At 42.3% G+C, this 13,455-nt stretch carries 9 protein-coding genes; 6 read left to right on the forward strand and 3 right to left on the reverse strand.

Going from position 1 to position 13,455, the window contains the following annotated elements; genetic code table 11:
• Nucleotides 1-336 precede the first annotated feature (336 nt).
• The 6 genes from ACROAE_RS13130 (at nucleotide 337) to ACROAE_RS13155 (ending at nucleotide 10,288) form a co-directional block, all read left to right on the forward strand.
• The gene (locus ACROAE_RS13130) at nucleotides 337-1,086 is read left to right on the forward strand and encodes a tRNA1(Val) (adenine(37)-N6)-methyltransferase (RefSeq protein ID WP_432402438.1); all 750 of its coding nucleotides are present in this window, start codon (nucleotides 337-339) and stop codon (nucleotides 1,084-1,086) included.
• Nucleotides 1,087-1,139: 53 nt separating this feature from the next.
• A complete protein-coding gene (gene srmB / locus ACROAE_RS13135) occupies nucleotides 1,140-2,360 on the forward strand; it encodes an ATP-dependent RNA helicase SrmB (protein WP_432402440.1) in 1,221 nt (406 codons plus the stop codon).
• A gap of 426 nt (nucleotides 2,361-2,786) precedes the next feature.
• Nucleotides 2,787-3,980 (forward strand): efflux RND transporter periplasmic adaptor subunit, encoded by a 1,194-nt coding sequence (locus ACROAE_RS13140; RefSeq protein ID WP_432402442.1) that lies wholly within the window; start codon nucleotides 2,787-2,789, stop codon nucleotides 3,978-3,980.
• 2 nt (nucleotides 3,981-3,982) lie between these two features.
• On the forward strand, nucleotides 3,983-7,135 hold the full coding sequence (locus tag ACROAE_RS13145) for an efflux RND transporter permease subunit (protein WP_432402444.1): 3,153 nt from the start codon (nucleotides 3,983-3,985) through the stop codon (nucleotides 7,133-7,135).
• A gap of 202 nt (nucleotides 7,136-7,337) precedes the next feature.
• Nucleotides 7,338-7,946, forward strand: a complete 609-nt coding sequence (locus ACROAE_RS13150) for a TatD family nuclease-associated radical SAM protein (protein ID WP_432402446.1) — start codon at nucleotides 7,338-7,340, stop codon at nucleotides 7,944-7,946.
• 92 nt (nucleotides 7,947-8,038) lie between these two features.
• The gene (locus ACROAE_RS13155; RefSeq protein ID WP_432402448.1) at nucleotides 8,039-10,288 is read left to right on the forward strand and encodes a PAS domain-containing protein; all 2,250 of its coding nucleotides are present in this window, start codon (nucleotides 8,039-8,041) and stop codon (nucleotides 10,286-10,288) included.
• 75 nt (nucleotides 10,289-10,363) lie between these two features.
• On the opposite strand, the gene ACROAE_RS13160 is transcribed toward ACROAE_RS13155, so the two are convergent.
• The 3 genes from ACROAE_RS13160 to ACROAE_RS13170 all read right to left on the reverse strand — a co-directional run bounded on the left by ACROAE_RS13160 (nucleotide 10,364) and on the right by ACROAE_RS13170 (nucleotide 13,182).
• Nucleotides 10,364-11,815, reverse strand: coding sequence for a hypothetical protein (locus ACROAE_RS13160; protein ID WP_432402450.1), 1,452 nt, complete (start codon nucleotides 11,813-11,815; stop codon nucleotides 10,364-10,366).
• Nucleotides 11,816-11,888: 73 nt separating this feature from the next.
• On the reverse strand, nucleotides 11,889-12,467 hold the full coding sequence (locus ACROAE_RS13165) for a hypothetical protein (protein ID WP_432402452.1): 579 nt from the start codon (nucleotides 12,465-12,467) through the stop codon (nucleotides 11,889-11,891).
• 7 nt (nucleotides 12,468-12,474) lie between these two features.
• Nucleotides 12,475-13,182 carry a hypothetical protein gene (locus ACROAE_RS13170; protein WP_432402454.1) on the reverse strand — a complete coding sequence of 236 codons (708 nt, stop codon included), beginning with the start codon at nucleotides 13,180-13,182 and terminating at the stop codon, nucleotides 12,475-12,477.
• Nucleotides 13,183-13,455: the final 273 nt, after the last annotated feature.

Here is a 13,455-nt window from a genome sequence, read left to right on the forward strand (position 1 = left end):
ACGAGCACTAAGCCCAGTTATAGAAGCCACATCCTTGTCAAAATGGCTTAACTTAGACTTTTTACTCAATTTTATTGGTATTAAGTGGCCAAACTAATATCAAACATCGCTAGACCACACAAGCTTTGGCCGCTGAAATAATAAAAATAACCGTTTTATGCTGAATTTATGTCAACACTTGTGTACATAATAGCCAAGCCATCATATTTACGTCATTTTTGTATAACATAATTCCAACGCTTAATTGTGGTAGATCATTTAACCGACGACATCACAATCCAAAGCGATTATGATCTCAGTTAACGATTTCATTAACCAATCCATTACAGCTTACCTATGTCTTTTACGTTTAAACAATTCCATATCGATGATGAACAATGTGGTATGGCAGTCAGTACTGACGCCGTTATTCTTGGCGCGTGGGCAGAACTCACCCAATCTCAGTATATTCTTGATATTGGTGCTGGCAGTGGCTTACTCAGTTTAATGGCAGCCCAGCGTAGCCCTGAGAAAACTCACATTACTGCAGTCGAGTTAGACACCGCGGCAGCTAACGCCTGTAAACATAATATTGAACAAAGTCCTTGGCCGCAGAAAGTCCAATTATTTCATGGTGCAATTCAAGACTACCAACAACAATTTGATAAAAGTATCACGCCTTTATTCGATCATATCATTTGTAATCCGCCCTATTTTGAACAAGGCACACAAGCCAAAAATAGCGCCCGTGCCGATGCAAGGCATACCAATACCTTGTCTTTTGCAGAGTTACAAAAAGCAATCAGTCAGTTGCTTGCGCCTCAAGGCAATGCCAGTATTATTTTACCGCAACAAAGTTTAGCGAGTTTTATTCAGCAGCTCGATGGCCATGGTTTGTTTGTCGCAAAGCACCTTGAGATAATCAGTGCAGAAGGCAAATCGCCAAATCGTTCGATTTTGGTGATACAACATGCCTTAACAACAGAGCGACAAACATCCGAAAACACAAGCAAAACACAATATCTACAAATGGCGATACGTAATAAACAATCGGGATACAGCCAAACGATGATAGATTTATGCCGCCCATTCTACTTAAAGCTTTAGCCTGTTGATTAGGTCAGTTATAATACTCAACTATTTTTCAGCGAGACCAGCGCATGCAATTTGAAGATTTCCAGCTCGACCCTAGCTTATTAGAGTCACTCAGGGCCATGGGACATAACACCCCTACCACTATTCAACAGCAAACCATTCCATTGGCCATGGATCAGCGGGATATTTTAGCGCGTGCGCCAACCGGTACCGGTAAAACAGCCAGTTTTTTACTGCCAGCGTTACAACACCTTATCGACTTCCCTCGCCGCTTTGAAGGCCAGGCGCGTATTTTGGTATTAACACCAACACGCGAATTAGCCAGTCAAATTCACCGTTATGCGAGCCATTTAGCGACGGGGCTTGATCTTAATATTGTGATTATTACGGGTGGGGTGCCGTACGGCCCACAAGAAGAAGCGCTTGAAGATAACGTTGATTTATTAATCGCCACGCCTGGTCGATTAATGGAATATCTAGACAAAGATAAGTTTGATGCGACTGAAGTTGAAATTTTAATCATCGACGAAGCAGACCGCATGCTAGATATGGGATTCTCATCAGTAGTGCAAACCATTGCGATTGAAGCCCAAGGCCGTAAGCAGAACATGTTATTTTCTGCAACCTTAGAAGGTAATGGTGTTAATCGATTTGCGCGTGAATTGTTAAACGACCCTGTCGTTGTCGATGTTGAATCACCACGCAGCGAAAAAGCTAAAGTGCACCAGTGGATTCACCTTGCTGATGATAATGCACACAAATTTGCTTTGCTTTGCCACATTTTGCGCCAAGAAAACGTTACCCGCACCATTGTATTCGTTAAAACTCGAGAAATGGTCGCCAGCCTAGAAGGCTTATTGCTTAAAGCCAATATCCCTTGTGCTTTTATGCGTGGCGACATGGAACAGAAAAAACGTTTCCAAGCGTTAGGTAAGTTTTCAAAAGGCGAAGTGAATGTGTTGCTTGCAACCGACGTTGCCGCCCGAGGCATTGATGTTGACGACATTACCCATGTTATCAACTACGATATGCCGCGTTCAGCCGATGCATATGTACACCGTATTGGCCGTACAGCACGTGCTGGCGCAAAAGGAACGGCGATTTCTTTAGTTGAAGCACATGACATGCGTATTGTGTCTAAAATTGAGCGTTACATTGAACTGCCACTTAAACGCCGTGTGATTGAAGAGCTTCGCCCAAAGCATAAAGAAGCTAAAGTGCCTGGTAAGAAAAAAGCCAACGCTAAAGATGCAAAAGTGAAGTCTAAGAAGTTTAAGAAAAAGTAATTTTTCACACTGAACTCACCAAAAAAAGCGAATTATTAAGTAATTCGCTTTTTTTATACTCTAAGCAAGATATACCACAGTTAACTAGACGCAATACGGCAAAAAAATGTCAATAATTGTCAAATTGTGCACAAAAAATACCCAACCAAAGAAGTGCGCATAACCCCATGATTATTAATATATAACATTATATAAAGCCGCTTAACCAAACAGTAACCCCTTCCAAAAAGTCACTTTAGGCAACCTAAACGCCAAAATCGGTAAAAAACCAAACTTTGAAACATTTTATTTACATCAAACTATTTAGATAAACCTGAGACTCTGTTAATTTAGGTGTAATAAGTAATAAAAATGAATCTGAATGAACAGGTTAGCCAACGTAGTTAACTGTCTTCGGCATTATTTCAGCATGGATAAGCAATAGAAATGATAAAAATCATACTAAGAAGATTGTCACCGCTCTTTATTATCGCAGTGTTTGCTGTCGCAGCCTGGTTATTAATTAATACTAAAGAAGCGCCAGAACAAAAAGACACTCCCATCACGGTACCGATTATCGACGTGCAAACCGTCACGCCACAAACCTTATCGCTTAACTTACCTTCCTATGGCGTCGTAAACCCTAAATATAAAACTCAATTGGTCACCGAGGTTCAAGGTCGTCTGCTGAGTGTTTCAGCCAATTTTGTTGCTGGTGGCGTTGTCAAAAAGGGCGAGCAACTGGCCATTATAGAGCCATCTGATTATGAAGCTGACCTCATTCAAGCAGAAGCGTCTGTCGCGCAAGCAACGGCTGCGCTAAACGAGGAAAAAGCACGTGGTGAAGTCGCTAAAGTCGAATTTAAAGATTTTGGCAATGGGCTACCACCCGAGCTTGGATTGCGTATTCCGCAGTTGAAAAAAGAACAAGCAAACGTCAAATATGCACAAGCGGCATTAGCGCGCGCCCAGCGTAACTTAGAACGTACAGTGATCCGCGCACCGTTTGACGGCATCATCAAAGCACGCAATGTCGACTTAGGCCAATACGTCACCTTAGGCACTAATCTAGGTGAGCTATACGACACCAGCATTGCTGAAATTAGGTTGCCACTCACAAACGAAGACCTCGCTTATTTGGAATCTGTCGACAATCCAGAAACCGCCGTCACTCTCACTGCGTTACTGGCAGGTAAACAAGTGACCTGGGAAGGCAATATTGTTCGCAGCGAAAACGTCATTGATGAGCAAACCCGTATGGTATACCTCGTTGCCGAAATACATGACCCTTATCTACGTAACAACAAAACACCCGGTCAATTACCGCTTAAATACGGCAGCTTTGTGAATGCCATCATCACCGGAAAATCGGTTGATGATGTAGTAAAGCTACCACGCCATGTGATTCGTAATGGCCAAGCCGCTGTGGTGAACAAAGACAATATTATCGATATGCGCCAAGTGAATATTATCCGCTCAGATGTTGATAGCCTGTACATTAAAGGCAGCTTTACCGCCGGAGAGCGAGTATCTACCACCAGCATTAACAGCCTTAATGCCGGCCAAAGCGTAAAAGTGCTTGGTGAAGAATCAGCAAAGCCCGTAGCTGAGACTGAAACTGCTACAACGGCAGGTGAATAATCATGGATACCAATAAAGGAATTATTGCCTGGTTTGCCCGCAATAGTGTGGCGGCTAATTTATTGATGGCCGCGTTACTCATAGGCGGTTTATTCAGTGCTGTAATTATTAACAAAGAAGTGTTTCCAACGTTTGAGCTTAATCTCATCAATATCAATGTGGCCTACCCTGGTGCTGCGCCACAAGAAATTGAAGAAGGGATTAACATAAAAATCGAAGAGGCGATTCAAGACATTAGTGGCATTAAAAAGGTCACATCCGTCGCCAGTGACAGTGTTGGTTCGGTGACCATTGAAGTGGAGGATGGTTACGATGTGCAACAAGTGCTTGATGAAGCGAAACTTCGGGTCGATGCAATTGCCACCTTCCCCGACAACATTGAAAAACCCAATATTTACCAAATAAAGCCTGAAAACAATGTTATTTGGGTGTCGGTCTATGGCGACATGACGCTGCATGACATGAAAGAAATGGCCAAAGCAATCCGTGATGACATTACGGATTTACCCGCTGTAACCCGCGCTAAAGTGACGGGTGTACGTGACTACGAAATCGGCATTGAACTGTCAGAAGACAAACTGCGCGAGTACGGCATCACTTTTACGCAAGTGGCTTTAGCGGTTCAAAACTCGTCTATTGATTTACCCGGTGGTTCTATTCGCGCTCAAGATGGCGATATTTTGTTGCGCACTAAAGGCCAAGCCTATACCGCAGATGACTTTGCCCAAATAGTAGTAGAAACACGCGCAGACGGTAGCCGTATTATGCTGCCACAAGTTGCGACGATAAATGACGACTTCGAAGAGCGTTTAGAATACACCCGCTTTAACGGCAAACCTGCCGCGGTGATTGAAATCACCAGTATTGACGATCAAAATGCATTAGATATTTCGTCACAAGTCAAAGCGTATGTGGCAGAACGTAAAAAAACCTTACCCAGCAATATTGAGCTTGATACCTGGGGAGATTTAACCCACTACTTGCAAGGCCGTTTAAACATGATGCTGTCGAACATGTTTTATGGTGCCTTGTTGGTGTTCATTATTTTGGCGTTATTCTTAGATCTCAAACTGGCCTTTTGGGTCATGATGGGATTGCCAGTGTGCTTTTTAGGCACCCTGTTATTAATGCCACTTGAACCATTTAATATGTCGATTAATATGCTGACATTGTTTGCCTTTATTCTGGTATTGGGGATAGTTGTCGACGATGCCATTGTCATCGGCGAAAGTGCCTACACCGAGTTAGAGGAAAACGGCCACTCGTTGGATAATGTCGTAAAAGGGGTGCAAAAAGTAGCCATGCCAGCCACGTTTGGGGTATTGACCACCATTGCAGCTTTTATCCCAATGATCATGGTGTCAGGCCCCATGGGCATCATTTGGAAATCCATCGGTATGGTGGTGATTTTGTGTCTAGCTTTTTCATTAGTTGAATCAAAACTGATTTTACCGGCGCATTTAGCCAATATGAAAATTAACAAACGTAAAGCCCCCACAAATGTGTTCTCACGCGTTAAATTTGCCATCAACGAATGGCTACAACATTTTATTCATCACACTTATCGCCACTTTTTAGAGCGCTGCATTGGCCGCCGTTATAGTGTGGTTGCCGTGTTTATTGGCGTACTTATTATATCGATAGCCCTTGTACAAAGCGGTAAGGTTCGTTGGGTATTTTTCCCAGATATTCCATCGGACTTCATTCAAGTACAGCTTGAAATGGAAGAAGGCAGCTCAGAGCAAAACACCCTAAAAGTGCTGCAACAAGTTGAAGATGCGTTATACAAAATGAACGCAAAACTTGAAGATGAATACGGCTACGCCATGGTGAAACACAGCTATATCGAGCTTAGCTCGCGCAGCAGTGCCTTTGTGTTTACAGAGCTCACAAAAGCTGAAGATCGCGACGTTGATGGCGTTGCCATAGCAGAAGAATGGCGTAAACAGCTACCTGAGTTATTGTCGATTAAAAAGTTGAACATCAACGCCAGCACCAACGATGCCGGCGGTGATTTATCATTCCGATTAACATCAAGTGATTTAGACCAGTTATCAGAAGCAGCCAAAGTGCTAAAAGCCAAACTCGCCACCTATGAAGGCGTGTACGACATTACCGATAACTTCTCTTCAGGCTCGCATGAAATACGCTTAAACATCCGCCCAGAAGCTGAAGCTCAAGGGCTGACGCTGTCAGACTTAGCACGCCAGGTACGTTACGGTTTTTATGGCTATGAAGCTCAACGTATTTTGCGTAATAAAGAAGAAGTGAAAGTCATGGTGCGCTACCCATTGGAGCAACGTCGTACCGTGGGCGATCTTGAAAACATGTTGATACGCACCCCGTCAGGTGCTGCGGTACCGTTTTCAACCGTAGCCGAGATTGAGTTAGGAGAATCATACGCGTCAATTACACGTGTTGATGGTCGCCGCGCTATCACCATTACGGCTAATGTAAATAAAAACAACGTTGAACCTTCAAAAGTGGTCGCTGAAATTCAGGAAGATTTTTTACCTGAACTCACCGCTCGCTTTCCTAAAGTGGCTTCGGCATTAGATGGCGGCAGCCTGGATGAGCAAAATGCCATGTTGGGCTTAGCACAAGGCTTTTTCTTTGCCATGTTTACCATTTATGCCCTAATGGCCATTCCGCTTAAGTCGTATACCCAACCATTAATCATTATGTCGGTAATTCCGTTTGGTATGATTGGTGCTTTATTTGGCCACTATATGCTTGGATTATCCATGAGTGTATTGAGCTTGTGTGGCATCGTGGCACTGGCAGGGGTCGTGGTAAACGACTCGTTAATTTTAGTCGATTTTGTTAACCGCGCACGAGAAGAAGGTAAGTCGTTATTGCAATCGGCTATCGACTCAGGTTGTTATCGCTTTAGGGCGATTATTTTAACCTCGCTGACCACGTTTGTTGGCTTAGTACCAATTATTATGGAAAAGAGCTTACAGGCTAAAATTGTTATCCCTATGGCAACCTCACTGGCGTTTGGTATTTTATTCTCGACATTAGTGACGTTAATATTAGTGCCAATTTTGTACATCATTCTTGATGACATAAAACGCACATGGCGACGCTTTTTTAATTGGTGGTGGCAACCTAAAGCGCCTACTGAACCACTTGGCCTTGATGAGCAACCTTAAGCACCGCCCGCAGTTAAGTTAAGTTAAGTTAATAGAGCCTACGCCAAGCTTAGGCTACAAAAAAGAGCGAATGTCATCACATTCGCTCTTTTTATTTCAATATTTTATTTCGACTGATTGCCATAAGTGCGAGCTAAGCAACAAAGCACCGGCATACAGTTAGCTACAATAATACGATGTTATTCTTGTCATGTTAACCATTATGACCACCACAACCCCCACCTTAGTTTATGATATCGGCAACAACCGTTATCTTAATATCACCGCCAGATGTACCTTAAGATGCCAGTTCTGCCCTAAACACAATGGATCTAAACAAATTCATGAATATGATTTGTCATTAAGTAAACGGATCACTGCAGACGATATTATTCCATTGCTTGGGGATGTAAAAAAAGTTGATGAATATGTGTTTTGTGGTTTTGGTGAGCCTACGCTGAACCTAGAGTGTTTATTGCAGGTAGCTCATGCCATTAAGGCGCAAGGCGGCCGCGTGAGATTAAACACCGACGGGTTAGGTAATCACTTTCATCGACGTAATATTTTGCCAGAACTGAGCCAATGCGTTGACAGTTTATCGATTTCACTCAATGCCGATACCCCACAAAGCTATGAGCAACATTGTCAGCCAAAGCTTGCGGGTTCTTATCAAGCATTGCTTGAATTTATTCAACAAGCTCCGCAGTTTATTCCAGAAGTTCAAGTGAGTGCTATTAACGGTCTAGCGAATGTAGACATAACACGTTGCCGCGCCATTGCTGAACAAAATGGCGCTATATTTAAGCAACGAGAATTAGATAAACTGGGTTAACTCTGGATAAATAATTATCCACATCTAGGCGTTTTGCCTGCGCGAGCTTCATGCTAGTATTGCCATTCAGTGAATGCTAAAAAAGTGGCGCAATGTTTAAACGTACAGCAGTGAGTTCTCCTAACTCGTTATTAATCTCATCACAAGCAGCACGTTGGTCTCAACAACATATTCTGTCTCTGTTAAGTCAATTACTTATACTGTTAATTACAGTGTTTATTGCCACCCATATGGTCGTTAATCTTGGCGAACGTCGCTTGCAAGAAGACTGGGCAGATCAGCGCTACAGCGAATTACAAACTGTCGCATCACTGGCATCAGACAAAGCCGCATTTTTGCAGTTTAGAACCCAAACATTTGCCAAAGCAGAATTACTGCGCCAATACCTGCAAAACCCCTCCAAAACTCAGCAACAAAAAGTCACTGAAAGCTGGGACTCTTTGACACAAAATATTCCAGAGTTATTGGGCCTAGCCTTGTTTTCTCCAGAAGGTAAATTACGCTTCTCAACCACTGACAGTTTCGACAATATGCAAATCCCTGCAGCATTACTGGGCTCGGGACGTAATATGGGCGGCAGCGACATTTATACATCGCCAATGTCGTTCACACCAATTGACGGCATACTTGAGCCTTACTTCTATCAATTGTCGTGGATAGAAAATCCCGATCAAAGTATTAAAGGCTACTTAGTTACCTACAACTCAATCACCAAGTTGCTTGAGTCTATTAAGCCGGCCTTTTTTAATCATAATTCGCCATTATTGTTGCTCGACACTCAAGGCTTTTTATACGCAGGCGCTAACCAACCAGAGCCACTCACTAATATGCCCGATAATTTAGGCTCAAGTTTAAAACAAACTTACCCTGACTTATGGAAAGACATGGCCATGAATAACTTTGGCCAGTTCTATAGTACAAATGCGACTTTTGTTTATTTGAAGGTAGAGCTGACCAGCCAATATGAAACCAAAAGAGAGTATTTTTTACTGTCTTATATTCGCCACGATGATATTGCAGCACGCTACCTTGAGTGGCGAATGGTGATCCTTATTGCTGGGGTACTCATCGCATTATTGGCATCGGCATTAATCGTATTACGCCACTTATTCGTACTTGAACGACGCGCTAAACACAACAGTTTGCAACTCAGCCATGGCCTATTTAACAGCGAATTAAGCTGCTTGATTATTAATGATAACGGCCGCATAGGCAGTGCCAACCCTAAAGCATCAAAAGCACTCGGCTTATCGATTGAAACCCTAATCGATCGCAGCTTTCAACGAGTATTAAACCTCGATGATGAGCGCGTTAAACAAATCAAAGAAGCTTTAGCACATCACCAACAGTGGCGCGGCGAAATCAGCATACAAAATACCAATAGCAGCACCTTGCAAACCCACATACGCAGTGAAGTATGCCCACACAGTAAAGAACAGTATTGGTTGGTCACATTTGACGACATCACCATTCTTTACGATAGTCAGCGCCAAGCTTACTTATATCAATTACTCAGTGATAGTGCCGTCGCAACCGCGTTAACGGATGCCAATGGCAAACTGATAAAGTGCAACAGCAAGTTTGATCATTTAATGTCGTTAAATGGGGAAACCAATATTGCCATCACTGAGCTATTGGGTAATGAACTTAACAATCAATGGCAAAATATTTGTGCGCAAATCAGCTTACAAGGCGAATGGACAGCGCAAATCATGCCTTTTACTAAAAGTCGCTACAGCCAATGCTTAAAAACCACTTTAGCGGGTCAGTTAGCTTATGACGGAGATATTGAGTACCTGATTTGTACGTTCGAAGAAACGGTACCAACTGTCGAGGTTAATAACAGCAGCAACGTATTTGGTCATCGCAGCGCAATTGTGTTACGACTTAATGAGCTTGAAAATCACTTTAATAATCTCAGTGAGCAAACTAAAGTGGAGTCGAGCTTAATGGTGATGGAGATTAACCCAGAAGGTATTTTCAGCCATATGGGTAATATGAGCCAATTAGAAAAGCGCCAAAAAGACATTGAGTTACAACTCTTAATTGAGCTGCCATTAAACTATCAAATATCGCAATGGCAGCTAGGTAAATTAGTCATTTTATTGCCCGACACGGATGCGACTAGTGCCTATCAATATGCGCTAAATGTTATGCAATGCTTAACTGAAAATAACCTTTGTGAAGGCATCAACATGGGAATTGCAGGTTACGTATCACCACAAACGCTAGAGCAATATTTGGCTAATGCTGAAATTGCACTTAAGCGTGCTAAACAGTCAGTTGATCAAAATATCTGCCAAGCATTTACCCGCCCAGCTCATACTGACCATCTTAACTAACGGTTAGCTCAATGAATGTTTAGTAGAATAACGACAACCCTGATTCAAGCTGTACTTGGATCAGGGTTGTTTTATTTAAGGCTCTACTTGATGATGGTCCACAACTTGAGTGTCTTCATTTAAACTGCTTTCTGACTCCAACGTAAAGGGTTGAACGTTATCAGGCAGCTTGCTTTCGGTAATTTCGACAATACTTGAACGATTCATCGTGACTTTAAAACGCGCATATTCAGGCTGTTGTTTGCCATCGCGTAACACCGCAACCAGATTTACCTGGTAACGACGCTCAACAGATTCATTACTGATATTACCGTCGGACTCTTTATAAATTTTAGCTTTACCACGCTCTAAATGACGCGCAAATGGCACTAAGCTGAAGTTCACTTGCTCCTGGATTTGCGAATACCCCGCCTCAAACGGTTTATTGGCCACTTTTGTGGCAATACGATAATGCAACACGGTCGAGTCGACTTTGTTTTGGCTATGACGTTGTTTCATAATCTCAGACACAGTGTCGGGGATGTCTTGCGAACGCATAAACTCAAGCCAGACTAGCTGTTTTGCGACAATAGCCTGAGTGGTGGTATCACGTAAAATGCGGCTCCAACGCGGGCGTCCTCGCTGTATAAAGCGCCACATCGCATTACGAAAGTCTTCTTTAAAGATTTCCCTGAAACCGTAAATAACCGCAAGCGTAAGTAATAATGTTAACGTTAGGCCATTAAAAAAGCCTTGAGCTTTAATAATTAACGCCGAAACGACTAACATCACTAACCCGGTGGCAAGACCTGTGACAAACTTTTTCAGCCCCACGCCCAGAGGTTTTAGCTCTTCTTTTAATACTACACCTTGTTGGATCAAGCGGCGCAGCAGCAGCATTTTATTCGAAATCCGATTAGCATCTAGCTGAGTTTGCATCGAATTGTATTTGCACACCATTTCACGGTAATGATTTTCACTGCGGCATAAATTCAATACTTTCTCTTTCACGTCGCTAAAATCTGAGCTGCGCGGCGAATACGCTAACGTTTTAAGTAATTGTTGCTCACAAAACCATGAAAGATAATTATCGGCATGTTCAAAATACGATTTCCATTTTGGATCGCTAGGTTCATTTCGACGAAACTTTTTAAGGAGCTGGATCACGACATCGCACAGCTCATCGAGTGCCATATAAAATTCACTGGCATCACTTTTTTGCCGTAGTTCTTTGCCGTCGGTTTCAATGGCGACCGCAAATTGATAAGCAAATAGATTAAGGTATAAACGAAATTCCTCTAAGGTGCGCTTATTTAAACTGATAAAACGCGATTGAACTAACGGCAGGTGCAAGCCTTTTGAATAATAGGAGCGACGCCCAAGAATACCACTGTGATAGTATTCCTCTTCGTCTAGTGTGTGTGAGCCAATCCCCATCTCATTAGGCAAATAAAAGTACAAATCAAAGGTACGCTGATCCCCTGGTGCCATTTGATGACTAAATTTGATTGATAATGCTTCTTCTTGTTTTACTTTAACTTTTGCCACAGTTTTTGATTACTTACCGTTTAAATTATTCCCTATGTTATGGATAGTAACCTAATAGATAATTTATTCAATGTTACTGATGTAGATCTGCAGACGCTATCTGACAAGACCATAAACTGTTGCTTGGAATAAACTTCACTGTGGCGCGAGAATGCTCATTATCGATATTGAGTATTTGTACCTTAAGCGGTAAAGACTCAAAAAGCTGTAATCTATCCCTTGATAATGAAAGCTCATTGATGAGATAGGGATGCAAGATACTCTCGTCTTGCAATTGTCGTGCTTTTATCTGTAACGTTAATTGATAACTTAGCGAACTTAAATCAACCTCATTCACCTCGCCTGTTAATACGGCAAATTCGGCCACCGTAGTGTTAGAACCTAGTTGATAATGCAATGAAACTTGTTGATGTTCAATGTCAAAGTTCAGCGTTAAATCAGTAGGCATAGCATCCGATTTAAGGGGTTGAACATTAGATAAATATCCATCAGCATGGCAGGTCAAGCGCCATAGATGATGTGGGGTTACCCATTTTTCAAGTGCACTGGCGCCGCTCAACACGAGTAACAAAATACTCAATATCAACGTCAACTTACCGCGTTTTGATTGTACAAAACGACGCGTTTTTCTGCGCCATCGTCGCGTGCGCACTGATAACCTAACCACAAATATGCACCTCATGAAGCCATTGCTGGGTAATAAATGGCAAGTGCATATTTTCTACCCTAACTTTCACATTTTTAAAGCGTCTTATCGGCTCATTAGATTGGGTTAGCATGAAACTCACATAGTGACGATCAGCAGAAATAGCCGCACTAATCGAATCCCATCGCACATCGTGACATAAACGCAATTGTGTGGATAAACACTCGCCATGCAAAATAGCATCTTGCGGGTGTTTCCCATCAAATACCGACAACTGAACTACTTTGCCATTAGGCGTTACAACCTGTCGCAGCACATCGGCTTTGGCAAGCAAGGGGGGAGTAATATGTGACCAGAGAAAAAACAGTAACGCTAACAGTGCGCCAATAATGACGCCATATTGGCCCAACGATAACAAGCGATTTGGTAAATCGAAAATTCTGGGATGTTTAACGTGAGTCATGGGGTATAAAATCACCCCTTGTTCTGGAATATATTCGATTAAGTCATTGTGACTGTTACACAAATAATCGATGGTATGGTAAATGATACTAACGAGCTCAGTGTGGCTGAGTTGATGGGCAATTTCACCTGAAATCACCACTGCTTCTAGCATACTCAAAGGCACAACTTGGCCCCGATGCTGAACTAATTGAGTTAATACCCAATATTCATTATCGTTTAATTGCCACTGAGTCGAATTTGTTTGATCAACCAACAAACGTCGCTCATTATCAAACCAACAACATCCTATTTGCATCGTCCTTTCTCAGCGTCGCTACTGATAAAAAAAGTATACTCCTAAAGCAATAGACTTATGGGCAAATGGGCCTAAATCAGTAGATAAAAGTCCGGTTCCGTGAACCTAGACTCGAATATGATTGTTTTTTGAGCCAGATATCATTGCATGATTACAAATATAGCGAACGCTAATACGCTGAGTTTTTTCGCTAAAAATAAACCATAAAAAAAGCTGGCTAAGCCAGCTTTTTAA

The sequence above is a fragment of the Shewanella sp. MF05960 genome (assembly GCF_050849305.1).
Lineage (GTDB): Bacteria > Pseudomonadota > Gammaproteobacteria > Enterobacterales > Shewanellaceae > Shewanella.

Coding starts and splice junctions, on each gene's coding strand:
- srmB (WP_432402440.1), top strand. CDS start 1,140: ATGCAATTTGAAGATTTCCAGCTCGACCCTAGCTTATTAGAGTCACTC.
- ACROAE_RS13155 (WP_432402448.1), top strand. CDS start 8,039: ATGTTTAAACGTACAGCAGTGAGTTCTCCTAACTCGTTATTAATCTCA.
- ACROAE_RS13150 (WP_432402446.1), top strand. CDS start 7,338: ATGACCACCACAACCCCCACCTTAGTTTATGATATCGGCAACAACCGT.
- ACROAE_RS13140 (WP_432402442.1), top strand. CDS start 2,787: ATGATAAAAATCATACTAAGAAGATTGTCACCGCTCTTTATTATCGCA.
- ACROAE_RS13145 (WP_432402444.1), top strand. CDS start 3,983: ATGGATACCAATAAAGGAATTATTGCCTGGTTTGCCCGCAATAGTGTG.
- ACROAE_RS13130 (WP_432402438.1), top strand. CDS start 337: ATGTCTTTTACGTTTAAACAATTCCATATCGATGATGAACAATGTGGT.